This window comes from Pseudomonas sp. UTLPPB19802, from assembly GCF_059730225.1.
This window is the reverse complement of record NZ_AP048545.1, coordinates 5,607,589-5,631,882: the sequence shown is the minus strand read 5'-3', so window position 1 is coordinate 5,631,882 and position 24,294 is coordinate 5,607,589. Positions and strand designations below refer to the sequence as shown.

Annotated in this window: 19 protein-coding genes; 8 read left to right on the top strand and 11 right to left on the bottom strand. The window is 56.6% G+C overall.

The window, feature by feature from the left end; genetic code table 11:
* The first annotated feature begins 5 nt into the window (after positions 1-5).
* Positions 6-1,174, top strand: a protein-coding gene (locus AC6I6U_RS24225) for an IS3 family transposase (RefSeq protein ID WP_497878537.1) whose coding sequence is annotated in 2 segments (ribosomal slippage) — positions 6-267 and positions 267-1,174 — 1,170 coding nt in all. Because the reading frame shifts where the segments join, the coding sequence is not laid out codon by codon here.
* A 529-nt stretch (positions 1,175-1,703) separates the two neighbouring features.
* Here the strand turns inward: AC6I6U_RS24225 and AC6I6U_RS24220 are convergent.
* The 5 genes from AC6I6U_RS24220 to AC6I6U_RS24200 form a co-directional block, all read right to left on the bottom strand.
* On the bottom strand, positions 1,704-2,018 hold the full coding sequence (locus AC6I6U_RS24220) for a hypothetical protein (protein WP_497878536.1): 315 nt from the start codon (positions 2,016-2,018) through the stop codon (positions 1,704-1,706).
* Positions 2,019-2,098: 80 nt separating this feature from the next.
* Complete coding sequence (locus tag AC6I6U_RS24215; RefSeq protein ID WP_497878535.1) at positions 2,099-2,716, bottom strand: hypothetical protein; 618 nt, start codon at positions 2,714-2,716, stop codon at positions 2,099-2,101.
* Positions 2,717-3,188: 472 nt separating this feature from the next.
* Entirely contained in the window at positions 3,189-3,614 is a 426-nt protein-coding gene (locus AC6I6U_RS24210; RefSeq protein ID WP_497878534.1) for a hypothetical protein, read from the bottom strand.
* Positions 3,615-4,125: 511 nt separating this feature from the next.
* The gene (locus AC6I6U_RS24205) at positions 4,126-4,491 is read right to left on the bottom strand and encodes a DUF6124 family protein (RefSeq protein ID WP_497878533.1); all 366 of its coding nucleotides are present in this window, start codon (positions 4,489-4,491) and stop codon (positions 4,126-4,128) included.
* A 534-nt stretch (positions 4,492-5,025) separates the two neighbouring features.
* On the bottom strand, positions 5,026-5,235 hold the full coding sequence (locus tag AC6I6U_RS24200) for a hypothetical protein (RefSeq protein WP_497878532.1): 210 nt from the start codon (positions 5,233-5,235) through the stop codon (positions 5,026-5,028).
* A 1,388-nt stretch (positions 5,236-6,623) separates the two neighbouring features.
* Between AC6I6U_RS24200 and AC6I6U_RS24195 the strand changes: the two genes are divergently transcribed.
* Entirely contained in the window at positions 6,624-7,181 is a 558-nt protein-coding gene (locus AC6I6U_RS24195) for a hypothetical protein (RefSeq protein WP_497878531.1), read from the top strand.
* Between the two features lie 11 nt (positions 7,182-7,192).
* The gene (locus AC6I6U_RS24190; protein ID WP_497878530.1) at positions 7,193-13,654 is read left to right on the top strand and encodes a beta strand repeat-containing protein; all 6,462 of its coding nucleotides are present in this window, start codon (positions 7,193-7,195) and stop codon (positions 13,652-13,654) included.
* 142 nt (positions 13,655-13,796) lie between these two features.
* Here the strand turns inward: AC6I6U_RS24190 and AC6I6U_RS24185 are convergent, their stop codons facing one another.
* Together AC6I6U_RS24185 and AC6I6U_RS24180 are read right to left on the bottom strand one after the other, a co-directional pair.
* Positions 13,797-14,342 (bottom strand): hypothetical protein, encoded by a 546-nt coding sequence (locus tag AC6I6U_RS24185; protein ID WP_497878529.1) that lies wholly within the window; start codon positions 14,340-14,342, stop codon positions 13,797-13,799.
* Positions 14,343-14,514: 172 nt separating this feature from the next.
* Entirely contained in the window at positions 14,515-14,679 is a 165-nt protein-coding gene (locus AC6I6U_RS24180) for a DUF6124 family protein (protein ID WP_497878528.1), read from the bottom strand.
* Positions 14,680-15,361: 682 nt separating this feature from the next.
* Between AC6I6U_RS24180 and AC6I6U_RS24175 the strand changes: the two genes are divergently transcribed.
* On the top strand, positions 15,362-15,706 hold the full coding sequence (locus AC6I6U_RS24175; RefSeq protein ID WP_497878527.1) for a hypothetical protein: 345 nt from the start codon (positions 15,362-15,364) through the stop codon (positions 15,704-15,706).
* Positions 15,707-15,823: 117 nt separating this feature from the next.
* Here the strand turns inward: AC6I6U_RS24175 and AC6I6U_RS24170 are convergent, their stop codons facing one another.
* The 3 genes from AC6I6U_RS24170 to AC6I6U_RS24160 form a co-directional block, all read right to left on the bottom strand.
* A complete protein-coding gene (locus tag AC6I6U_RS24170) occupies positions 15,824-16,228 on the bottom strand; it encodes a helix-turn-helix domain-containing protein (protein WP_497878526.1) in 405 nt (134 codons plus the stop codon).
* Between the two features lie 340 nt (positions 16,229-16,568).
* Positions 16,569-17,219 carry a hypothetical protein gene (locus AC6I6U_RS24165; protein ID WP_497878525.1) on the bottom strand — a complete coding sequence of 217 codons (651 nt, stop codon included), beginning with the start codon at positions 17,217-17,219 and terminating at the stop codon, positions 16,569-16,571.
* Between the two features lie 89 nt (positions 17,220-17,308).
* Positions 17,309-17,665 carry a hypothetical protein gene (locus AC6I6U_RS24160; RefSeq protein WP_497878524.1) on the bottom strand — a complete coding sequence of 119 codons (357 nt, stop codon included), beginning with the start codon at positions 17,663-17,665 and terminating at the stop codon, positions 17,309-17,311.
* 736 nt (positions 17,666-18,401) lie between these two features.
* Here AC6I6U_RS24160 and AC6I6U_RS24155 point away from each other — a divergent pair.
* Together AC6I6U_RS24155 and AC6I6U_RS24150 are read left to right on the top strand one after the other, a co-directional pair.
* The gene (locus AC6I6U_RS24155; RefSeq protein ID WP_497878523.1) at positions 18,402-18,599 is read left to right on the top strand and encodes a hypothetical protein; all 198 of its coding nucleotides are present in this window, start codon (positions 18,402-18,404) and stop codon (positions 18,597-18,599) included.
* 49 nt (positions 18,600-18,648) lie between these two features.
* Positions 18,649-19,200 carry an STY4526/YPO1902 family pathogenicity island replication protein gene (locus tag AC6I6U_RS24150; protein ID WP_497878522.1) on the top strand — a complete coding sequence of 184 codons (552 nt, stop codon included), beginning with the start codon at positions 18,649-18,651 and terminating at the stop codon, positions 19,198-19,200.
* A gap of 477 nt (positions 19,201-19,677) precedes the next feature.
* Here AC6I6U_RS24150 and AC6I6U_RS24145 read toward each other — a convergent pair whose 3' ends face one another.
* On the bottom strand, positions 19,678-20,088 hold the full coding sequence (locus AC6I6U_RS24145; RefSeq protein ID WP_497878521.1) for a DUF6124 family protein: 411 nt from the start codon (positions 20,086-20,088) through the stop codon (positions 19,678-19,680).
* Positions 20,089-20,515: 427 nt separating this feature from the next.
* Between AC6I6U_RS24145 and AC6I6U_RS24140 the strand changes: the two genes are divergently transcribed.
* Positions 20,516-21,970 carry a TolC family outer membrane protein gene (locus AC6I6U_RS24140; protein WP_497883093.1) on the top strand — a complete coding sequence of 485 codons (1,455 nt, stop codon included), beginning with the start codon at positions 20,516-20,518 and terminating at the stop codon, positions 21,968-21,970.
* A 178-nt stretch (positions 21,971-22,148) separates the two neighbouring features.
* On the top strand, positions 22,149-24,293 hold the full coding sequence (locus AC6I6U_RS24135; RefSeq protein WP_497878520.1) for a type I secretion system permease/ATPase: 2,145 nt from the start codon (positions 22,149-22,151) through the stop codon (positions 24,291-24,293).
* The last annotated feature ends 1 nt before the right edge of the window (position 24,294 follow it).

Below are 24,294 nucleotides of genomic sequence, written 5' to 3'. Positions count from 1 at the left end.
GTTCGATGAGCAGACAACGACGTACTTTCACCCCCGCCTTCAAGCGTGAGGCTGCCAGCCTGGTGCTCGATCAAGGCTACAGTTGCCCCGAGGCCGCCAGATCCCTCGACGTGGGTGAGAGCTTGTTGCGTCGCTGGGTCGCCCAGTTGCAACTGGAGCGCGGCGGCATTACCCCCACTGCCAAGGCGCTCACGCCGGAGCAGCAGACGATCCAGGAGCTTCAGGCCCGCATCAACCGGCTGGAGCTTGAGAAGAAAATCTTAAAGGAGGCCACTGCGCTCTTGATGGCCGAGGAACACGGGCGCAGACGTTGAAGTCGATTCGGCAGTTGGCAAGACACTACCCTGTTCAACTGTTGTGTTCGGTCTTCGAACTGCCCCGATCTTGTTACTACGCCCATCTGGCCCAGCGCCGTCGTATCGATGTGCGCCGAGTGAGCCTGCGCAGCCGCGTCAACGAGCTGTTCAGTCAAAGCCGTAGCTCAGCGGGTAGCCGCAGTCTCGTTGCCATGCTCCGGGATGAAGGCGTCGAGGTCGGGCGTTTCAAAGTCAGAAGATTGATGAAGGAGCAGGGTTTGATCAGCAAACAGCCTGGTTCTCATGCCTACAAGAAGGCCACGGTTGAGCGCCCCGACATTCCCAATGTCCTTGATCGGCAGTTCACCGTGGCAGCGCCGAACACGGTCTGGTGCGGTGACATCACCTATATCTGGGCACAGGGTCGATGGAATTACCTGGCCGTTGTATTGGACTTGTTCAGCCGCAGAGTGGTGGGCTGGGCGATGTCGGCCAAGCCTGATGCCGAACTTGTCATCCAGGCGCTCGACAGGGCTTACGAGATACGCGGCAGGCCTCATGGCGTCCTGTTTCATAGCGATCAGGGTAGCCAATATGGCAGCCGTAGTTTCCGCCAGCGGCTATGGCGTTATCGGATGAGCCAAAGCATGAGCCGACGAGGGAATTGTTACGACAACGCACCCATGGAACGGCTATTTCGTAGTTTGAAAACGGAGTGGGTGCCGACGGTGGGTTACATGACGACAGCGTTGGCTGAGCAGGACATCGGCCGCTACCTCATGCAGCGGTACAACTGGACAAGGCCGCATCAGCACAACGGTTTCGTACCGCCGGCGGTTGCGGAAGAAAAACTCAATTCTGTGTCCGGGAATTGTTGACCACTACACTCAAGCCAAGGCCGCCCAAGATCTGGATCAGCCCAAGTACGAACAGTGCGTTCGTGTTGGGGAAGAAAAATACAACCAAGGTAAACCCAAATCCGGGCAACGCGCCAACACGTGCGCCTATGAGTTCTTGAGCAACGGCGGACCCAATAAGCAAGGTACTAGATGGCGCAAGCTGCTTCCCGGAGCTTGTCGGGAGGGGACTTTCGTTGGCCCGTACGGAACTGACTGTTGCAATGGTTTCCCATTCGAGGACGGCCCCAAGGGCGTCGAGTGCAAGTTCTACTACCCAAAACCCTAGAAGAGGGCTGCTTGGCCGGCAGATAGCATCTATCGACCGGTTGTAGTGGTCAACAATTCGGACAAAGGATTGAGTTTTTCTTCCGCCGCCACGAGAGGCTGGCGCGTATATCCCTTCGAATTTTTAGCGAAAATTGTATAGGTATGACAGGCGATGACACTTGGCAGAAAAAAGCCCGACAACGTCGGGCTTAAGTGAAATACCGCTACAGTTCGAACCCAGTCATCCCTCAACCGGCTCTCCCTGCAGCGACAGGAGCAAATACGGCACTCCTTCAGGTGAATCAATAAGCCTCAGCGTCAGCGCCAGAGCACCTTCCTTTTGCTCTGGGGAGGACAAGTCAAAATCGACCTGCCTCGCCTGAGGATTCTGGTTGTGAGCTCTGGCCACCGCCTGGAACAGTCCCATCAACCGGCTCTCGTACGTCGAGCGCCGGCGATCGGCCGGATCCAGCAGCACCAGGTCCCACAGCTGTGCAGTAATCGCGATGCCATATTCCATTGCCTGGCCAGCGCGTTGTTTTTTCATCTGGGGCATCTGATTTCTCCATGATTGTGAGAAACCACCAGCCCCAACCGGGAAGTGGTTTCCCGGTTACAGCGACTTCAATTACAGCGTCAAGCGGTGCAGCAGGTAACGCCTGTGTTGGTGAGTGCCTGCTGGGCAAACCCTCGCCATCTGGGTGAAATCAGAAAGCCCCTCAATTCCTTGGCTTCCCGCCGGGCCATCCTGGCCGATTCATAAGCCTCCTGGCTCAAGTCCTGGTGCGCCTGCTCGTAGAGCGCCGCCATCTGCTGTTCGACTGCCCAAACCTCTGCAACCGTCCCACAGGGACGTCGCCAAACGATCCCCGATGCCCCAATGACACCGGACAGCACCCGTTGCACATCATCACCGGCACAGGTTATGGGCTTGCGCCGATAGACCCTGACCCGCGTGTCGTAGACCTCCACCGTGTAGGGATCAAACGATGCCACGGCACTGAGCTTCGGATACGCATGCAGCTCGTAGAAGCGCGATACACACAATGCAATCGCCTCCTCAAGCAACCCGCGATACCCGACCACATACTCACCGTGCACCTGGTAGAACCCCACATGGGGCTCGTCTTCCGGTAGACGCAGCACACCGGTACAGACAATCGTGAACTGTCGTTGAAACCGATCCAGCCGCAACGCCGAACCGGGTAGGTAAGGGTTGCGAATGAACGGAAACGGCAGCCGTAAAACATTCATAGATCTTTCCATGCAGCACTCCTAGGGGCGGGACGGACCTCGCCCCATAGGGCAAGGAAATCCCTATGGATGGATGTCAGGTTCAAGCCGCGGCCAGACACCGGCGCAGGCGCAAAGCACCCGAAAAGCAAACCGCCACAGCGATCAGCAGCCAGCACGACTCAGCAGCGAAGTGAGGTATCTGCCACACCACAAACCTGATGAAAAATCAGGGGGCAGGGCAGTGAGTGTTAGGTGGGCGTGCTGACCAGCAGCACACCCATTAAGTGAAAGCCGATGAACAACGAACCTCACGAGGGGCCGGCATCCGGATCAGCGAGTCAGCCCAGGGCCGACGAAGTCAAACGGGAGCGATCAGCGCTCGAAGGTACAACAGCAGGGCCTCGCGATTCTCCTGATTCAGAAACAGAATGCGGAGAGCACTTCGCCCGGCGGGGAGTGATCCCCGCGTGGGTGGTTACAGCAGAGTCTGCTAGTTGAGGTATTTCAATGCAGCGAACAACAAGGTTAGTCCAGCGGCAATCATGACGCCTGTGCGTAAGGTGATTGCGTTGTTGAGCTTAGCCATCTCTATATTCATGTCAGAACTGACTTTCGTGATGTCTGCCTTCAACTCGGAGCGTACTTCTGCAAAGTCAAAGCGAACCTGTGCAATATCACTTTTCAGCTCGAAACGAAGCTCTTTAAGCTCAGAGCGAACTGCCGCGATTTCGCCTTTCAGTTCAGTGCCGACGGATGCGATCTCAGTTTTCAGTTCGCTACGAACCTCCGTGAGATCGGCCTTGCTAGCAACGACAGTGGTCATTTCTTTCTCCAACGCATTCACGATAGCGGTTGCGTTTCGATGTGGCATGCCGCTATTGCGTAGCGCGCCGTAAAAAGCCGTTTCCGGTTTCATCAGACCTCCAAATTTCTATAGGAGGGCCCGCCCGTACGGGCGAGGCCCGTAGGGGGAAACATCATGTCCAGCATCGCTTCCACCGACCGCAATGGCTGTCGATTGGTCGCATCACTGGAAGCTTGGCGACCTGAGGATTGGATCATGCGCAATGGCGCATCGTAGCCCTTCAGATCCCAAGCTACCTTGCATGTGCCGACAATGTCAGCAGTTCGCCCCCACACAATGGATACCCCGACTACTGCCTGTCAAAGCTCCATCTGCAACAGTTTTTTTCCGGTGGAACTGACCTGTATGAGACCTGGAAAAGGACTGCATGTAGTTATCAGCTACAAGCGTAGGACGCATGCGGTAACTGCTGTCGGGCTCCGCTGCGTCTCCTGTGTGAAGTAGCTCTCACCAGCCCACTTCTCGATGCCGCACCGCTCTGGCTAGCCTGTTTCACCAAGAGGCTAGGCCAACGCGCAGGCGAAACGGGAAGTGGTACTTCCCGTCGCTCTGCAGTGTGCTGTCAGCCGGTGGCGCCGATGGCCTGCTTCTCCAGCATCGAGTCCATTCGCAGTTGTGCAAGTTCGATCAGGTGCACTACACCCATCGCTACCTTGCGGTTCGAGCCGGTCTGGTTATCGGCGTTCTCGTAGGCGGTGGCCGCGGCTGACTGCAGGATCGAGTGGAGGTCGAGCAGAGCGTCTTCGTGGCTCGACGAGGCCGGCGGCTGACTTGGTGGCGCAGTTGCCCTAGAGATGACTGACGCCGGCGCGGATTTCGATGTCGCTTCTGGCTCCAGGTCATAGTGGGAGAGTGCTCGATCGGCGATGCGTGGATCGATGGTTCCGGCCTTAGGTGTAGCCGGTGGATTGGGGGTGGCTTTGAACACGGTGTCGCTCCTGTGATGAGTGACTACCATCCACTGCTGTCAAACAGTAAGGGTGGCAGCTGTACGTAGGTTGACAGACCGGACACAGGATACCCGGCGCATCCGAAGATGCCCTGCGCACAGCCGCCATAACACCGAACCGCCAGCATAGGGAGAACGCCAGCAGGGTGGTTGGGGCTGTTTGTGCCTGTGTATTTCAGTCTGTCAAAACCGAGTCACCGCGTGGGCGATGACGTTCGGGAGACTAGTTCACTGGAATTGGCAGGCGCAAGCGCTCGGGATTTTCTAGGAAATTTCACTCAAGGGAAAGGGAGTTGTCTGGTCGGATGCTGAATGGGGCGGATGCGGTACTCGCGTGTCGCAGGCCTGTCCTCGACGAACCGCTATAGGCCCGTCCTGGGTCAACTACCAGGCCCACAGGCAGTTAATCGGTAGACTAGTCCAACTCCAGCATTGGATAATTATTCCGTGATTTACTTGCTATCTCGAAGGTAGCGGTCATGCCGTAGTTACCGTCCTCCACCACAAGATCAATCAGATCCGCATCGAGTGAGTGGCAGAATAACCCACATCGAGCAAGCCGGTGAGGGCGCCACGGGTGATCGGCATCGGGTTGCTGCCAGCTCTGGCCAGCTTCTCCGGCGTGGTGGTTTGGCTGCCAGCGGTCTCAGGTTGGCTTACCTTCTCATCGATCGGTCCGTGTGGTGCAATTGACGGATACGCGCTCAACGGGATGGCAACCATGATTCGAACGCTGGGCTATCGACTCTGTGATCGATGCGGGGACACGATCACCAATTACTGCCCGAACCTGGAGACACTCTACGCCACCGGGGTTTACCGCTCGGATAAACAAGCGCTGGTCGACGAGATCGTCAGGCTCGAAGGTGTCGAACCTGCCATCGTCTGGGAGTACGTCCGGCACCGAAGCGCTCCAGAGTGCAAACAGAAAGTGGCTCATTGCACCTTCTGCGGTGGGCAATTGAGAACCTGGAAGGCCAGGCAGTGCATGCATTGCTTGAGGAGCTGGCAATCACCTTCAAGCGTGCAGAACTCCACTACCTGATCGGAAGCACAAGACGGGAAGCTGGGCTCCCGCCCTACACTCGAGGAGCGTCAGCCATTGGCATCGACTATCTGCTTCTCCAATATCGAATCTATCCTCAGTTGTGCCAGCTTGATCAGGTGCACCACACCCATCGCCACCTTGCGATTAGAACCGATCTAGTTATCGGCGTTCTCGTAAGCGGTGGCCACGGCTAACTGCAGAACTGAATGGATGTCGAGTAGGGTGTCTTCGTGAGGCAACGAGGCCGGCGGCTGGCCCGGAGGATCTGCAGCATCGACAGAGACAGGCACAGGTGACGCGTCTGCTTCTGGGCCCAGCTTATAATGAGCCCGCGCCCGATCCGCGGATCAATGGTTGCGGTGCCAGTTTTTTGCGCTGGCGGATTAGGGGGGGCAGTTACATTGGCGGTGAAACACAGCAACCGCCGGGAAACAGTCTGATACCTCAGGCCTTTCTCTCAGAAGAGGGCGCCCCCACTCGAGGAAGTTGGGCTGTGGCTCGCAGGCTAGGTGCATGATCCTGCCTACTGGCAAGCCCCATAGGTGAAGAACGCGGATAGTGTCTCCAACTGCTGCGTCTCTGGAGCTGATCCAATCTATGCGGATGATCTCGACCAGGGCCACGGTTATGAACTTGATGGTACCGCCGACTGAGAGTGTCACAGGAAGTGCGCAGCGTGCAGTGTTTGGTGGGTGCTGTCGTCGCTAGCACTGCATAGGGAGCGCCGCTACTCTGATTCCAATATGCTACCTAATTTATAGCGTTTTAATCTATCAAGCCCCATGCGTTTGGAATTTTCGTCGGCTAAGATTGCGCCAGGGCCACTATTTTAATGGCGCTGCTGAGTTATGCTTGCATGGACGCTATCGCCAGTCATCGTATTCCCCTCGTGTTACTCATGCGTGATAGAGCGCCGTCGAAAAAGCCTTACCTGATTTATTCTAATTCTTGGTTTTTCCAGGGTTCTCCTCGATTTATTTATCTTTCCATGAGACTGCGCCACTAGAGAAAGGGTTGAGTCGTCGTGCGGGTAATGTCTGATGTGTGATTTTGGGGGTTGAGTATGTATTTCCCGTCTGATCCTAAGGTTATAAAGGAAATCTCTGATGATGAGATTTTGCGGCGCTGGAGCTTTTGGGTACCGATAATAATCGCAGGAGTCGTGGCGTATTTTATGCCGTTGATTTATGCCCCGCTCCAAGGGGTGTGGGATGTTTTTACTTGGCTGCCGAGTAAATTTTTTCCGGCAGTAGAGTCTTGGAGTAGTAAATCGTATTTCCCAGAAGTTACTCGATTTGTCTTCTCTTATTTCTCGTATGCTGTGATCTATTATGCGATCCTCTTGGCGAGGAATGAGAAATACGAAGACTCATTTGTCAATGTCGAAGGGTGCCTTAAGAGGCATGTGCGCCCGCTGCTTGTATTGTTTTTCTTTTCGCCAAGTGTTCTTTTGTTCTTTTTTTCGCTGCCGGCTGAAGAGAAGTGTCTGAATTTATGTATATATGAATCCAGGCCGCTTCAGGTGGGCTTTGCGTTCTTGTTGTCCTACGGTGTTGGATTTGGTTTGGCGTCGTTGTATTGGTGGCTTACGAATTTTTCTAAAATCCATTTACAAAAATAAAGGTCTTCATCATGGCTGGCCAGGCAATTGATTACTCAACGTTCGAACCGGATTGGTGGGATGGCGCTGGCGTTTCTGCGGAGGCTGTAAAAAATGGAATCGCAAGTGTTATTAAAAACTCTTATGGCGGGAGCATAACCCAAGCTACCGAGAAAGCGCTTGTAGAGGCTGCATACCAGAACTATCTGGCACAAAATGCATTGAAAGCCTCGGCAGCAGCTGCCAAGGATGCTTTGCAGTACGCAGACCTTCCAGAGTCGGCCTTGTACAAGAATGCTGTCGCCACCTCTAAGGCCTATGACGCTGTCGCAAAAAGTGCGCTCAACCAAGCAAGTCAGATTATGACAAATGCTAACGCCAATAGTGCGCTAGCTTCAGGCCTGACAAAATTGGCTTCCGCTCTTGGCCCGGCCATAAATATTGCTCAATTAGGTGTAGCTGCTAATACGGGAGATGCCTACGAGGTTGGCAAAACGGCTGTCACTGTATTGGCAGGCATGGCAGTGGGGGCGCTCGTTTCAGGTGCGTTAGCGGCAGCAGGAGTAGGGGCGGTTACTGCGGGTGTCTTCTCCATAATGCTTGGATTCGCAGCCAGTAAGGTCTGGGGATGGGCTTGGGACAATGGCGGGGCAGATGCCTACGGGATCCACCGTGGTGACGAATTCAGTTTCGGAAAATTTGGCAAAGATTTGACCTCTCTGCTTTCCTCTCTTTTTGATCAAGCCAAAAGTACCATATCCCCCCTGATATTAGATCTCGATGGTGACGGTGTCGAAACCATCGGAGTGAGTGCGGGCATACATTTTGACCACGATGGCAACGGGACCGCGGAAACGACTGGCTGGGTCGGTAAAGATGATGGTCTGCTCGTTTGGGATCGAAATGGTAATGGAAAAATTGATGATGGTACTGAGCTTTTCGGTAATTACTCATTACTTTCAAATGGTCAGCGGGCGACCAATGGATTTTCAGCGTTGGCCGAACTGGACAGCAACCATGATGGGAAGATTGATTCGAACGATACCGCTTTTTCGAGTTTGCAGGTTTGGAGAGACATCAATAGCGATGCAAAAGTTGATGCGGGTGAGTTGATCAGTCTGAGTGAAACCAATGTCTCTAGCCTGAACACAGCCTATAAAAATGGCACAGCGACAGATGCGCAGGGAAATAAGGCACTTCAGGTTGGGCAGTACACCGATGCAAACGGAGTCGTTCGTGGAATGAACGATATCTGGTTTTCGGTTGATCTGACCAATACGGTAGATGCTGCACCAGTGGCGATCTCCGGAGAGATCGCCGGCTTACCCGATTTTTCTGGACTAGGTAATGTAAGAAGCTTGCACCAAGCCCTGATGAGCGATACCTCTGGTGTCCTGGTGAGTTTGGTTAAACAATTGAAAGAGGATGTCTATTCTGCAAGTAGCAGTGGACTGATTGATCAGCTGATTTATCGCTGGAGTGGTGCCGATACCCATGCCCCGAATAGCCGCGGCGAGTATTTTTCAGACGCTCGCAAGCTGTATGCCCTGGAGGCATTCCTGGCTAAATCTTTCATTCAGGGAGCTGGCGCCAATGAGGGGCTGCCAGACCCGGGGCCCAATTCTGCTGAAGTACTGGTGAACGCCTATGAAAAACTGAGAAGTTATATTCTCGACTCTCTTATCCTCGACGTCAGGATGAAGCCCTATTTCCAAGCGATAAAACTCGATGCGTCTTCTACCGGCGGTGTATTGAATTTCGGCGCTGTTACGTCAACGTTTGAGCAGGCTTTTTCGGGTGCTTCGGGCACCTCAAGAGCACTCGTCGTTATTGATTTGCTGAAATTTAGAGATTATCCAGAAATCAGAGGGGTATTTCTGACTTCTGACTTGATGGACAGCTTTATTGGGCGTTTATCGAGCCTTGAGCGCTCAGATGTGCTTGCTCGCATGCCTGACCTCAGGCTGGGCTTTTCCGGTGACGATCGTTTGGTGGGTGCTAATGATAAAAATTACCTGCTAATAGGTGGGGCTGGTAATGACGAACTCGTGGGCGGAAGTTTGCACGATCGGCTTGAGGGCGGTGCAGGCAACGACACCCTGACAGGTGGTGCTGGAAACGATGTGTTGGACGGCGGGACCGGCAATGACGTTCTCAACGGTGGAAGTGGGGCGGACACTTACCTCTTCAGCCTCGGGAGTGGCCGGGACACGATCAGCGACGATAACGGCTATATCTCGGATACGGATGTCCTCAAGTTCGGCGCGGGCATTCTGGCCTCCGACCTGATCGTCAGCCGGGTGGGCATCAACCTGGTGGTCAGTCATCGCAATGGCCAGGACCAGGTAACCATCAACAATTGGTTCGCGGCGGCCAGTGACCGCTACCAGATCGAGCGCTTTGAATTTGCTGACGGAACTGTCTGGACCAGCACGGCCTTATCGAACGCCTTGCTCAACCAGGTAGGCGGCGACGGTGACGACGTGCTGACCGGCGTTGGTGCGGCATTCAAACAGTGGCTGTCGGGCGGTGGTGGCAACGACACGTTGACCGGAGGCGGTGGCGCCGATGTATTGGATGGTGGAACCGGCAACGATGTACTCAATGGCGGTGCGGGCGGTGACACATACCTCTTCAATCTGGGTGATGGTCGGGACACCATCAGCGACGATAACGGCTATGTACCGGATACGGATGTCCTGAAGTTTGGCGCGGGCATTGTGGCCTCCGACCTGATCGTCAGCCGGGTGGGCATCAACCTGGTCGTCAGTCATCGCAACGGCCAGGACCAGGTAACCATCAACAATTGGTTCGCGGCGGCCAGTGACCGCTACCAGATCGAGCGCTTTGAATTTGCTGACGGAACCGTCTGGACCAGCACGGCCTTATCGAACGCCTTGCTCAACCAGGTAGGCGGCGACGGTGACGACGTGCTGGCCGGCGTTGGTGCGGCATTCAAACAATGGCTGTCGGGTGGTGGTGGCAACGACACGTTGACCGGAGGTGGTGGCGCCGATGTATTGGATGGTGGAACCGGCAACGATGTACTCAATGGCGGTGCGGGCGGTGACACATACCTCTTCAATCTGGGTGATGGTCGAGACACCATCAACGACGATAACGGCTATATCTCTGATACGGATGTCCTGAAGTTCGGCGCGGGCATTCTGGCCTCCGACCTGATCGTCAGCCGGGTGGGCATCAACCTGGTGGTCAGTCATCGCAACGGCCAGGACCAGGTAACCATCAACAATTGGTTCGCGACGGCCAGTGACCGCTACCAGATCGAGCGCTTTGAATTTTCTGACGGAACCGTCTGGACCAGCACGGCCTTATCGAACGCCTTGCTCAACCAGGTAGGCGGCGACGGTGACGACGTGCTGGCCGGCGTTGGTGCGGCATTCAAACAATGGCTGTCGGGTGGTGGTGGCAACGACACGTTGACCGGAGGTGGTGGTGCCGATGTATTGGATGGTGGGAAGGGCAACGACATCCTCAACGGCGGAGCGGGTAGTGATACTTACCTCTTCAAGTTGGGGGACGGCCGAGACACGATCAATGACGACAACGGTTATGTGTCGGGCACCGATATCCTGAAATTTGGTGCAGGCATCCTTGCCGCAGATCTCTCTGTTAGCCGCTCGGGCGTCAATCTGGTAGTGAGCCATCGTAATGGCCAGGACCAGGTGACGATCAACAATTGGTTCGTGGCCAACAGTGATCGCTACCAGATCGAGCGCTTTGAGTTTGTCGACGGTACCGTCTGGACGAGCGCAGCAATCTCTACGCTCCTCCTTCAGTTGCAAGGAGGTGATGGTGACGATGTACTGACGGGTGTCGCCAGCTCACAGCCGCAATTCATTCGCGGGGGCGGTGGCAATGATGTCATCACGGCAGGGGCAGGTGCTGATCTCTTGGAAGGCGGCACGGGCAATGACATTCTTAATGGCGGAGCGGGTGGCGATACCTACCTCTTCAATCTGGGGGATGGCCGGGACATCATCAACGATGACAATGGCTACGGTTCGGGCACCGATGTACTTAGGTTCGGCGAGGGTATCCTGGCAGCCGACCTGATCACCAGCCGGGTAGGTAACAACCTGGTGGTGAGCCATCGCAACGGCCAGGACCAGGTGACCATCAACAACTGGTTTGCGGCCGCCAGTGACCGCTATCAAATTGAGCGATTCGAGTTTGCTGACGGTACCGTCTGGACCAGTGCGTCGCTGTCAAATGCGTTGCTCAACCAAATAGGAGGTGACGGTGACGACATGCTGACCGGCGTTGGTGCGGCATTCAATCAATGGCTATCAGGTGGGGCCGGCAACGACACCTTGACCGGCGGCAGCGGTGTCGACGTGCTGGACGGCGGTATTGGCAACGATGTGCTCAACGGTGGAGCAGGCAGTGACATTTACCTCTTCAAGCTGGGGGATGGCCGAGACACCATCAACGATGACAACGGCTATGGATCGGGTACAGATGTTCTGAAGTTTGCAGCCGGTATCCTCGCAACTGACCTTTCTGTCAGTCGCGTAGGGGCTCACCTAGTGGTAAGCCATCGCAACGGCCAGGACCAAGTAACCATCAACAACTGGTTCGCGGCGGCCAGTGACCGCTACCAGATCGAGCGTTTCGAGTTTGCTGACGGAACAGTCTGGACCAGCGCGACCTTGTCGAACGCCTTGCTGAATCAGGTGGGCAGCGACGGTGACGACGTGCTGACCGGCGTTGGTGCGGCATTCAATCAATGGCTATCAGGTGGGGCCGGCAACGACACCTTGACCGGCGGCAGCGGTGTCGACGTGCTGGACGGTGGAACCGGTAACGATGTGCTCAATGGTGGAGCGGGCAGTGACACTTATCTATTCAAATTGGGGGATGGCCGAGACACGATCAACGATGACAATGGTTATGGTTCGGGTACAGATGTTCTGAAGTTTGCAGCCGGTATCCTCGCAACTGACCTTTCTGTCAGTCGCGTAGGGGCTCACCTAGTGGTAAGTCATCGCAACGGCCAGGACCAAGTAACCATCAACAACTGGTTTGCGGCGGCCAGTGACCGCTACCAGATCGAGCGTTTCGAGTTTGCTGACGGAACAGTCTGGACCAGCGCGACCTTGTCGAACGCCTTGCTGAATCAGGTGGGCAGCGACGGTGACGACGTGCTGACCGGCGTTGGTGCGGCATTCAATCAATGGCTATCAGGTGGGGCCGGCAACGACACCTTGACCGGCGGCAGCGGTGTCGACGTGCTGGACGGTGGAACCGGTAACGATGTGCTCAATGGTGGAGCGGGCAGTGACACTTATCTATTCAAATTGGGGGATGGCCGAGACACGATCAACGATGACAATGGTTATGGCTCGGGCACAGATGTCCTGAAGTTTGCAGCCGGCATCCTCGCAACTGACCTTTCTGTCACTCGTGTAGGTGCCCACCTAGTGGTGAGCCATCGCAATGGCCAGGATCAGGTGACCATCAACAACTGGTTTGCGGCTGCCAGTGACCGCTATCAAATTGAGCGATTCGAGTTTGCCGACGGTACCGTCTGGACCAGTGCGTCGCTGTCAAATGCGTTGCTCAACCAAATAGGAGGTGACGGTGACGACGTGCTGACCGGCGTCAATGCAGCGTTCAATCAGTGGCTGTCGGGCGGGGCCGGCAATGACATTTTGACCGGTGGTAGTGGAGCCGATGTATTGGACGGCGGAACCGGCAACGATGTGCTCAACGGTGGGGCTGGCAGTGATACCTACCTGTTCAAGCTGGGGGATGGCCGAGACACCATCAACGACGACAATGGCTATGGTTCGGGTACTGATGTCCTGAAGTTCGGTGAAGGAATTTTGACTTCAGATCTTACCGCTAGCCGGGTGGGAAACAGCCTGGTGGTCAGCCACAAGAACGGTGCGGACCAATTGACCATCAGTAATTGGTTTTACGCGACGGATGGCCGTTATCGAATTGAGCGGTTCGAATTTGCAGATGGCTCACTGTTGACCAGCGACCAGATGACCGCCCGATCCAGTACAGCGGGAAATGACACTATCACTGGCGCGGTGACCAACGACCGGTTGCAAGGGGGGAAAGGTAATGATCTGCTCCAGGGCGCAGGGGGCTCTGATACCTACATCTTTGCAGCGGGTGATGGCCAGGATGTCATCAACAACTTCTCCACGACGCCAGGTGATGCTGACACCCTGGTCATCCAAGGGATCGCCGCAACGAGCCTCTGGCTGTCTCGGGATGGCAACAATCTGGTCATTGATGTGACAGGCTCGGATGATCGGGTGACGGTCAAGGATTGGTATCTTGGCGCTGCACAGAAGATTGATGTCATCCAAGCTGGAACAGGTGCCTTGTATGCCAATGCCGTCGATAACCTGGTCAACGCGATGGCCTCATTCGGAGCGCCGGCCGGGGGAGAAATTGCTCTGACCAACGACCAGCGCGAGCAACTGAACGCGGTGATTGCTGCCAACTGGCATTGACCAACATGCTAGTTGGGAGCAGAGGCAGGTATTCAAAGGTCGCTGGGCATCTCTCTTGTCCAGTGACCTCTGTGGCCGTTCGGTGTGGATTGTGAACAGGCTCAACGTTGCTTTTGTCGGAGAGTCCCTCCGCATTGGCAGGCTACTGCCGTGAGTCCCAAGTCTCAGTCGAAGGTGATGACCGCTGGGTTTGGATGCCTTCAACCGCCGCAGGAAATTGGTTTACCAGCACAACCCCTTGGTCCCCCTGATTCAGAAACACCAGGAAATCATCGCTTTCGAAGGTGATCTGGAATCCAACGAGCCGAGCGCCATGGTGACTGTGGGTGTCCATGATGCCTTCGACCTCATGAATGAGCTGACTCACCAGATGAACTGCCGATAGGCCCGCCAGCAGATCCTCATTTCTCCACGAGCAGATGGCGCCGGACTCAAGCTCAAAGGCTGCCGGTGTATCAAACGGCAAGGAATCGGCACCCACGCTTTCACCATCACTCAGCAGGTACATGGACACGATCTGTCCCTCGCTTTGCCACACCAGCGGGCCTGTGTCCGCCGGGTCTTTCTCGTCATTGAAGTAGTACTGCTGGTGCGAGAGCAGGTGAAGTCGCTTTCCCACCAGCAAACGGGCGCAGGCAAGATCCTGGATTGCTCTGGTGGCAGAGTAAGTGCAACGGCTGTGTGTCATTGGGGCGCGGGGTACCTGGAGGAGTGATGACGGATCATTATGTGCGAAAGCATGATTATCCAACTCACTCCTCGACGCCACTCCGGGCCTGGATAGCCTGTTTCACCAAGAGGCTAGGCCAACGTGCAGGCGAAACGGGAAGTGGTGCTTCCCGTTCCTTGGCAGCGTGCCGTCAGCCGGTGGCGCCGATGGCCTGCCTCTCCAGCATCGAGTCCATTCGCAGCTGTGCCAACTCGATCAGATGAACCACGCCCATCGCCACCTTTCGGTTCGAACCGGTCTGGTTGTCGGCGTGCTCATAGGCCGTAGCCGCGGCTGACTGCAGAATCGAATACACATCGATCAGGGCTTCTTCCTGATTCCCAGGTTCGTGCAGACGTCGCCAGTCCCTTCAGATGAGGGTGATTTCGAGCCCACATCCGGACCCAGGTTGTAGTGAGACAAGGCCCGGTCCGCGATACGCGGATTGATGCCTCCAGCATGGGAGGAGGGCGGGGGAGTGGGGGTGATTTTGAACATAGGGTGGTAACTCCCGATCGGTTTTGGGAGCCGTCACGTTCGCGACTAAACGAAGAGGTGGCAGCCGTACGCAGGTTAGTCGACCGGTGATCAGGAAACCCGGCGCACCGAAGTGCCCTGCGCACGGCCACCATAAAGCGGAGGCTGCAAAAAAGCGCCTCGTAGAAGGTGGCGCTGTGCGCCTGATCAAGCTGGCGGGCGACTAAACCCGGTCACTGAATTGGCAGTGACGAACCCGAGCCTAGCCCCGCGATCAGGCGCAAACAAGCGCTCGGGATTTTCTAGGAAATTTCACTCAAGGGAAAGGGAGTTGTCTGGTTTGGCGCCGAGTGGGCGAAAGCTGCTGATCGGGATGTCCGGTTTCATTAGACCACTACATCCTGCAGATGACCGGCAGGAACCGGCCAATAGCGGTCGCCCAACTGCTTCGCCCTCGCTTAAGGATCAGCCAAGTGATATACCGCGCTTGGGTCTAATGCATGACACAAACAGGCAGTCTCATGATGCGATTCTCAATTTATAGCGGATTGGTTTTGGTGGGCTACTCGGCGCTCGATTACGGAGATCCCCCGATGGGCGTTGCTTTTGGCCAATTCGAACCTGCCGATGGGTACGCAGCTATCCAGAACCAGTGCTCCACGAACCATCACGACCAGACCGTTCTGGATCTTTCTGTTCAGACCGAAGCGGGTCTGGTCATACCATGTGCAGGTCTGGCCATCCTGGATTACTCCGAAGAGTTCGCGCCACCGTGCATCGAAGTGAACATTTTCGGAATTCCACATTCGCTCTATGGCGAGCTGTTTCCTCAGCACGTCGACCTGTATGAGCGTCAATTCAGCTAATCGGAATGTCCCGCCGATGCCCGCTTTGGGTTGTGGACTCAACCGGCCATTAGCTGTCCTTCACGAAGGGCAGCTATGGGTCGATAGCGGCCCCTCAAAAACTATCAATGCAAATGTTTACTCAGCAAAACAGAACTCGGTCTGCGGAGTCGGCATCGTCGAGTTCGTGGCCCGAGGTCTGGCGCGACGGTCGTAAACCCGTGGCTCTTCACCTAATGAAATCTGCAGCCTCTGGAGCACTCCGGACTCTGCCAGCTCCGTCAGTTCCCGCTCTATCTGACTCACCAACCCCAAGATGGGCTCCCCAGTCTGCGCCCCCTGTGTGATCGCCATCAGCGTCAGCGGGCTCACCTTCAGCGGCACACTCAACGCGGTGATCATCTCCAGCGTCGGGCAGCACTGGCCCCGCTCCAGCTTCGAGATGTAGGTACGGCTGCTGACTTCAGCGAGTTTTTTCTGCGATATCCCACGCGTGGCACGCATGGCCTTGAGCACCGCAGCGAAGGTGGTTTTGAGTGACATGAATCGGTCCGTGAAAGAGGGCATTGCTGTGCCAGCCGGGAGGTTCGAACAACCGCTGCCAGCAGTCCAAAACCGTCAAAACTATCACGGCTCGATGACCGACCGCTTGAGCTGTTGTGCCGTGACGAAGAGGAGGGTATCTCCTGGGCAGAAACCTATCGACCCAACCCCGACTCGTCCTCCCGGCCAGCAACAGTAACAGCAACAGCACCAGCCGCCGATGCCCCGGCGCTCCACCCGCGACACCCAAGAAAAAGCCCGACAGAGTCGGGCTGAGGTGAGGGTCTTTCAAATGGCCAGGCGAGGCGCCTAGCCTGAGTGGTTATGCAGTAGCCTGTTCTCAATAGCCGCTGCTGTAGGGGGACGCCTCGGGCGTGCAGGTCACACCGGTTTGATCGAGAGCCCTGAGCACGAAGTTCTTCCATTTCAGCGAATCAAAGAACTTCTTCAGCTCTGCGGCTTCCCGGCAGATGCTTTTGGCGATATCCAGCTCGCCGGTGCAGGCCTGCTCACTCACCTTGCGATGAAACGTATCCAGCCAGATCTCCAGCTCGAAGATCGCATTCACAACGGCAGCAGGGCGGCACCAGACGATTTCTGCCTCCTCGACCGTACCCGAGAGGATACAGGTAGCGCCCTGAGCCGAGGCTTGAGCGGTGGGTTGGTAGGCCTTGTCCGCGGTGTAGTAGACCTCGACACGATGCGGTTCAAACGAGGAACCAGCCTTGATCTGCGGGTAGGCATACAGGTCGAGAAACTTCGAGGTACAGAGCCTGATGGCATCCTCGATCGAGCTGCGGTAGCCCAGGATGTATTGCGCTTTGACCTCGCGACATCCTACGCCAGGGTCATTGAGTGGCAGCCACGTCACGCCTGAGCAGACGATGGTGAACTGCTTGTGAAACGCATCCAGCCGCAGAAACGAGTGGGGTGCGTAGGGGTTACGAACAAACGGGTAAATGAGCTGCAGAACGTTCAGTAGTTTTTCCATGATGATGCTCCTGATTCACGAAGGCGAACACGGAGAACCTCTCGCCCGGCGGGAGAGGAGTCCCCGCGCGGATGGGTTGAAACAGTCGGTTAGCTTGGGCAGCCCAGGTTCAGCACGATCACTGCACCGGCCACTGTTGCCAGGGTCATGAACGACAGCAGCTGTACGATCAGCCAGCCATTCAGGGCACCCAGCTTGGTGTCGATCTTGCGTAGCCTGTAACACAGCGTCGAGGTGTCGATATGAAGCCGTGACAGGTCGAAGATGGCTTGAGAACGAAGCATGGAAATATCCAGCTTCAGCTCATCGAGGTGCTGGGCAATGCAAGCCATGCTGGCGCAGCATGAAGGTGGTTCGTCCTCCATGGGCTCACCTGCATTGAGTAGGTTTTCCTTACGGCCATCGGTCGCGATCCGCGCCGGGTGGCATTTCACATCCTGTTTCATCAGACTTCCAGATTTCATAGGGAGGGTCTGCCCATACGGGCAAGACCCGTATAGGGGAAACAACAGAACAGCAACGCTTCCATCGACCGCAATGGCAGTTGATTAGTCGCATCACTGGAAGCTTGGCGACCTGGTATTGGACCCTGCGCAATGGCGCAGCGTAGCCGTGAGGTCCCAGCTACCTTGGCATGTTGCTGACAAGGCCAGCAGTACGCCCCTGCACAATGAATACCCAACCCCAAGGCTGTCAAAGCACCCACTGCAACAAGCTTTTGCCGACGCTGGCACCGTGTATGAAATCAAAACTTTCCCGTCGCGCTACCGCCTCAGCGGATGCAGGAACCCCTGCCTCGCACCGGTCAGGCATCGCTGAATGGGGTCGTCCTCAGTGAGCCCATTCGAGGTGAATGGCCTCATGGCTTTGCACTTCAGTTGAAATTCATCGTGCCATTCCGCTGGCGCCGCTCTCAGCTGTGAACCATCGACGGGCACCCACCCAGCGGCCAGCAGCCTCACAGCAGGTGCCCGCTTTTCGGCAGCGGCGCGCCGCGTCGTCCTACGGATAGACCTGGGCCCAGCAACTACATATTCATGGGCAACACCACAATCGAGTAGCAGGAGCGAGCGGTGTTCGATTTCAGGAACCGTTCTGGCACTCCCTGGAGGCGCTTGCGATCTGCTCATCCATCAGACCTGTCGCGCCTTGCTGCGACAGTGATTACAGGGAGTACCGCACATGCACTTGAGTTTTGATCACACCGCTGGCGAGACCTGCCAGATCCTGCTGCACATCAACGTTGAGTCCCTGCGACGGGACGGCTTTCTGCTTGAGCTGGCCGGCTTTGTCGACGCCTTGCCAGGCGTCGATATCCTCAACGTCGAATTCGGCACCGGCAGTGAGCACGGTGCTCACCCAACGACCCCCTTTGCGTGAAGCACACCGGCCCGCTCGCGGCCCTCACCTGACCATGGAGTGGTTTCCTATGCACCCGCTGAATCTGGCTGTCGCCTTTCAAGTCATGAGCAACATCAAGAACGGTCAACTGCGCAATTGCCTGGCCATGGGGTTTAAGGAACGGGACCTGGAGGCCCTGAGTGATCCCCGTTGCGTAGGCGCGCTGGTGAACTCACCGGCGCCCTGGTTCACACTGCTGGTGGACAGCGATATCGTCCAGCGCGTCCTGGCCCATGCCAGGGGTACCGAAGAGGAAGACCTGATTCGCCGAGCGCTGTATCTAGGTGCCAGTTCTCCCATGCTCCAGCAGATATTCGGGCTGCCTCCCAAGGAGGTCGCCATTCGCCGAACAATGCTCGGCATCGAGTACCGCAAGGGCCGCTGGCGCCAGGTCAGCTTCGATGAAGAAATGCGCCTGTGGGGGCATTGGGCGCTGATATCGAAAGAGCAGGGCACCAACCCTCAGGACCCACGCTCGGTGCTGCTGGCCGCGATGCTGATGGCCGAGCGCGAGCCGACCCTCAACCTGGCCATGATCTGGAACCAACTCCAGTACTGGATTACTGAAAAACTGGTGTAGGTGTCGGCAGAGCGCGCCAGCATCAGGTCGCTGGCACTGACCCAATAAAACCACCGGCTCACCTGGAAGGGTGAGCCAATTCTTCTCAGAGTTGTCTGTTCGAGGCCTGATAACGGGCGGCAAGCCAGTGCTGCCAGCGAGCTGTGCGCCGATGGAGGGTGGAGGGCAATGGTCAGCTATGCAACAGTGGTGAGGGGCATCAGCGTGTAGCCGTTGAGTCCTGCTCTGGAGCGTGACGAGTTCTTCCCCAAGAACCTTCTGAACATCAGGAAACGGACCGCCAGAGGCGCTTCTGTGATTCTTGATTTTATGAGCATCCTTGGCTGCTTCCTAAGGAGGCGGGGGTACTGCTCATGCTGTCGTCGAGATTCAAGCGAAGCCACCGACGGAACTGAAGTCGGCTGAGCATGGTGGGTCTTCATCACCGCACCTTCAGTCGCCGGCAGCTGCGGTCCTGCAGCCACCGGCCTGCGGCACTCAGTTGGCCGCAGATGCCTGTTCAAGCAGTGCTTCTACCACGGTTCGTGAAAGAGCCACTGAATGGATCATCCCCATAAGCAGATCTCGCTCGAAGCCCTCCAGTCGCGGACAGATTTCATCGGCGTTCAGCTCGGCGCATCGGAGTAACTCCGAAACCTGGTTCAGCGCGACCTGGGCTGTGACACCTGGTTGAACAGAGAACAATGACGGTGCGAAGGACGTATCAGGTTCGACAGTCTTGAAGGCTGTCGTGGTGAGCGTATCGAGCAGAATCGGCGCCTGGCTATCAGGTGGTGCCGATTGAATCTGCGCCAGTGATTCATGCATGACCTTGCGCAGGTAGGCGGCTTTTTCTTCGAGACTGGATGTTATGCAGGGTGGTGGGTCGGGGGTGACTTTCTTGACCATGGTGAATCTCCTATTACGTTCAGGGGACTCCTCCACTCTCGCTGCGACACAAGGGTGGCGAGCTGTACGCAGGTTCGCAGACCGGTGAATAGGAAACCCGGCAGGCATAAGCCTCCTGCGCACAGCCCGCCATGACGCGGACACAAAAAAGCCGCTTTCGCGGCGCTGTGCGCCTATTCATCGCCGGGCTGCGAAACCCGCATCGCTGAATGTGCAGCGACCCTCGGACTCTAGTCACCACCGTAGACGCACACAATATTCTCCCATGCCCATAACACGTAGGAAACCGGTGTATTTTCGGAGGGCCATTTCGAGTATTTCCAAGTATTACGAAATTGACTTGTAACACGCGCTGACATAGCGTGCTCGCCCGCGAGGCCGCTATGCCCCTTGACCCTCCCTACGGGCCCCACAAAAGGACTTGTTCATGACCCGCAGGTATTGCGTCTGGTTGATGGTGTGCTTGACGCCTGTCAGTGTGCTGGCAGCTCAACTGGAATCGCTCCCATCTGACCGCGCCGAACTGATGTCGGTTTATCGCGAGGCGGTCTTGAACAACTCTGAACTCAAGGCTGCCCGGGCCGGCTTCGAAGCACAACAGGAAGCGATTCCACAGGCACGCGCCAACCTGTTGCCGGCAATCAATACCAGTGCAACGATCGAGTCGACTCGGCTGGAGCGCGATGCTCCCGAACTGACTCGAGCCCGCAGTGGGACTACCTACCAGGCCAACCTGAGGCAGCCGCTGTTCCGGGCGGATGCCTGGTATGGTCTGAAGGCCGCCAAGGCCAGTGTCTCCCAGGCCGCTATTGAGTTGTCAGCGACTGAGCAGGAACTGATCCTGAAAACCGCTGAGACTTACTTCGAGACATTGCGTGCCTCTGACACCCATGCTGCGGCGTTGGCTGAAGAGGTGGCCTTCAAGCAGCAGATGGAACAGGCCCGCGGGCGTCTCAAGGGCGGTTTGGCCAGCATCACCGACGTGCTCGATGCAGAGGCCGCCTACGACAATGCCCAAGCCAACCGGGAGCTGGCGGCGCGCAAGGTCGATGATGCCTTCGAACAACTGGTCCACCTGACCCATCACGACTACACCAGCATCGAAGGGATTGAGCATCAGTTGCCAGTGCTGACACCGGTTCCGGCCGACGCCAAGCAGTGGGTCGATGCGGCAATGAAACAGAACCTCAAACTGCAGGCCAGTGACATGGCCGTTGAGTCGGCTGAACAGGTGCTCTCCCAGCGCAAGGCTGGGCACGCTCCGACACTGGATGCAGTGGCCTCCTACCGCAAGGGCGACAACGATAGCTTCGGCTACAGCAACCCCAGTGACTTTGGTCGGGACGGTTATCGTGACAACGTCACTCAAAGCTCGATTGGCTTCGAGGTCAATTTGCCAATTTACAGCGGTGGCCGAGCCAGTTCCCAGGCGCGGGAGGCTTACAAGAAGTTGAGCCAGAGTGAGGAGCAGAGGGAAGGTCAGCGCCGGGACGTGGTGCTCAATACCCGAGGGTTTTATCGTGCCGTCAACTCGGACATCGAGCAGATCCGGGCCCGGAAGAAGACCATTCTGTCGGCCCAAAGCTCGCTCAAAGCCACCAAGGTCGGCGCTGATATTGGCAGTCGCAACACGGTAGACGTGCTCAATGCCCAGCGGCAGCTGTTCACCTCGGTCCGCGACTACAACAACGCCCGATACGATTACATCCTGAACAACCTGCGTCTCAAACAGTCGGCTGGCACGCTCAGTCCTGCAGATCTGCAGAGTCTGGCTCAGTACTTGAAGGCGGACTATGACCCACAGCGCGATTTTTTGCCGCCTGAAATGGCCAGCTCAAGGCCGGATTCGCAGCAGTTTTTAACCCCCTCGTTCAGACAGTAAAGGCCTCTAAAAAGGGGCTTAATCAATCTTTTTGCGTGTCAAGTGAAATATTGTTTTGAAAATGACATCGCTGATGTCGTTTTGCCCTTCCTCGGATGAATCTGTCCGCATATGATTTCTCTGCTCCGTATTTTTCGGGGTCATTCAGGCTTGACGCTTTTAGCAAGGACGCAGTTGTATGCACGAACAAGGCGAGGGGGCTGCCCGGTCCTCAGATGCGGTTGATACTGGCCTTGCGTGCCTGGTCATGCTGGCAAGATTTCATAACGTTGCTGCATCGCCTGAACAGTTGGCCCATGAGTATCTAGCTGAAGGTCAGCGCTTTTCGAAGCCGGAAATACTGCTGGCTGCCAAGCAGTTAAAGCTCAAGACCAAAGCTGTTCGCACCAAGGCTGAACGCCTTTCCCAAACGCCATTACCCGCCATTGCCTGTTCGAACGACGGTAGCTTTTTTATCATCGCGCGCGTTGACCAGGAAAAGACACTGGTTCACGACCCTCTCCAGCAGCGCCCAACCGTGTTCAGTACCGAGGAGTTGCAAGCTCGCTGGACGGGCGAATTGATCCTGATTCAGTCAGCCTCCTCGCAGGCTGGCGAGGTCTCGCGCTTCGATTTCACCTGGTTCATTCCTGCCATCGTCAAGTACCGCAAGCTGCTGGGCGAAGTCTTGCTGGTGTCGTTGGTGCTGCAAATTTTCTCCTTGCTGACGCCATTGTTCTTCCAGGTGGTGATGGACAAGGTGCTGGTGCACCACGGGCTCACCACCCTTGATGTTGTGGCCATCGGCCTGTTGGGCATCATGTTGTTTGAATCGACGCTCAGTGGCCTGCGCAGCTACGTGTTTGCCCATACCGCCAGCCGGATCGACGTCGAACTCGGGTCACGGTTGTTCCGGCATCTGGTGACCTTGCCCCTGGCGTACTTTCAGGCAAGACGGGTAGGTGACTCGGTAGCTCGTGTGCGAGAGCTTGAGAACATTCGCAGCTTCTTGACGGGTAATGCCATCACGCTGCTGCTGGACGTACTGTTCTCAGTCGTTTTCATCGCGGTGATGTGCTTCTACAGCGGCTGGTTGACCCTGATCGTCGTGGTGTCATTGCCGTTGTACTTCATCGTGTCGTTGTTCATCACGCCGCTGCTGCGTGCCCGGCTGAACGAGAGCTTTGCCCGCGGCGCCGAGAACCAGTCCTTCCTTGTCGAAACCATCAATGGCATCGACACCGTCAAGTCCATGGCTGTCGAGCCTCAGGTCACTCGTAAGTGGGACAACCAACTGGCGGCCTACGTGTCGGCTGGTTTCAAGACCCAGACACTGTCCACCATCGCCAACGAAGCTGTTTCGCTGATCGGCAAGCTGGTGACGGTGGCGACCTTGTGGCTGGGCGCGCGCTTAGTGATCGACGGGCAACTGTCAGTAGGCCAACTGGTGGCCTTCAACATGCTGGCCGGCCGCGTGGCTCAACCGATCATGCGCCTGGCGCAGTTGTGGACCAACTTCCAACAGACAGGCGTGTCGGTCCAGCGCCTGGGCGATATTCTCAATAGCCGTACCGAACTCTCGCAGGCCACGCGCAGCGCGCTGCCTACGCTCAAGGGACGCGTTGAGTTTGATCAGGTGCATTTTCGTTACCGCCCGGAAGGCTCTGAGGTACTGCGCGGCGTTAGCCTGGTGATCGAGGCCGGGGAAGTCATCGGTGTGGTGGGGCGCTCGGGGTCGGGCAAAAGTACCCTGACGCGCCTCTTGCAGCGACTGTATGTACCGGAGCGTGGGCGCGTGCTGGTCGACGGCATGGACCTGGCGTTGGCTGATGTGTCCTCCTTGCGCCGCCAGATCGGGGTGGTGCTGCAGGACAACATGCTGTTCAACCGAAGTATTCGCGAGAACATTGCCCTAACGGATCCCGGTGCGCCTTTGGAGGCTGTCATGCACGCCGCCAAAATGGCTGGCGCCCATGAGTTCATCCTGGAATTGCCTGAAGGTTACGACACCGTGGTAGGCGAGCACGGCGCCTCCCTGTCCGGCGGACAGCGTCAGCGCGTGGCGATCGCCCGAGCCCTGATCGGTAACCCCCGCATCCTGATCTTCGACGAAGCCACCAGTGCCCTGGACTACGAATCGGAGCGGATCATCCAGCAGAACATGCAGGCGATCTGCAAGGGGCGGACGGTGATCATCATTGCGCATCGGCTGTCTGCGGTGCGCGATGCCAACCGCATCATTGTCATGGATCGTGGGCAAATCGTGGAGCAGGGCAGTCATGCCGAACTGCTGACTCATCAAGCTGGGCATTACTCGCGTCTGTACCGTTTGCAACAAGGATAAG

Bases quoted from the DNA above. Each gene is read 5' to 3' on its own strand.
- AC6I6U_RS24220 (WP_497878536.1), bottom strand. From the start codon at position 2,018: ATGCCCCAGATGAAAAAACAACGCGCTGGCCAGGCAATGGAATATGGC.
- AC6I6U_RS24215 (WP_497878535.1), bottom strand. From the start codon at position 2,716: ATGAATGTTTTACGGCTGCCGTTTCCGTTCATTCGCAACCCTTACCTA.
- AC6I6U_RS24210 (WP_497878534.1), bottom strand. From the start codon at position 3,614: ATGAAACCGGAAACGGCTTTTTACGGCGCGCTACGCAATAGCGGCATG.
- AC6I6U_RS24200 (WP_497878532.1), bottom strand. From the start codon at position 5,235: ATGGTTGCCATCCCGTTGAGCGCGTATCCGTCAATTGCACCACACGGA.
- AC6I6U_RS24195 (WP_497878531.1), top strand. From the start codon at position 6,624: ATGTATTTCCCGTCTGATCCTAAGGTTATAAAGGAAATCTCTGATGAT.
- AC6I6U_RS24190 (WP_497878530.1), top strand. From the start codon at position 7,193: ATGGCTGGCCAGGCAATTGATTACTCAACGTTCGAACCGGATTGGTGG.
- AC6I6U_RS24185 (WP_497878529.1), bottom strand. From the start codon at position 14,342: ATGACACACAGCCGTTGCACTTACTCTGCCACCAGAGCAATCCAGGAT.
- AC6I6U_RS24175 (WP_497878527.1), top strand. From the start codon at position 15,362: ATGATGCGATTCTCAATTTATAGCGGATTGGTTTTGGTGGGCTACTCG.
- AC6I6U_RS24170 (WP_497878526.1), bottom strand. From the start codon at position 16,228: ATGTCACTCAAAACCACCTTCGCTGCGGTGCTCAAGGCCATGCGTGCC.
- AC6I6U_RS24165 (WP_497878525.1), bottom strand. From the start codon at position 17,219: ATGGAAAAACTACTGAACGTTCTGCAGCTCATTTACCCGTTTGTTCGT.
- AC6I6U_RS24160 (WP_497878524.1), bottom strand. From the start codon at position 17,665: ATGAAACAGGATGTGAAATGCCACCCGGCGCGGATCGCGACCGATGGC.
- AC6I6U_RS24155 (WP_497878523.1), top strand. From the start codon at position 18,402: ATGCACTTGAGTTTTGATCACACCGCTGGCGAGACCTGCCAGATCCTG.
- AC6I6U_RS24150 (WP_497878522.1), top strand. From the start codon at position 18,649: ATGCACCCGCTGAATCTGGCTGTCGCCTTTCAAGTCATGAGCAACATC.
- AC6I6U_RS24145 (WP_497878521.1), bottom strand. From the start codon at position 20,088: ATGGTCAAGAAAGTCACCCCCGACCCACCACCCTGCATAACATCCAGT.
- AC6I6U_RS24140 (WP_497883093.1), top strand. From the start codon at position 20,516: ATGACCCGCAGGTATTGCGTCTGGTTGATGGTGTGCTTGACGCCTGTC.
- AC6I6U_RS24135 (WP_497878520.1), top strand. From the start codon at position 22,149: ATGCACGAACAAGGCGAGGGGGCTGCCCGGTCCTCAGATGCGGTTGAT.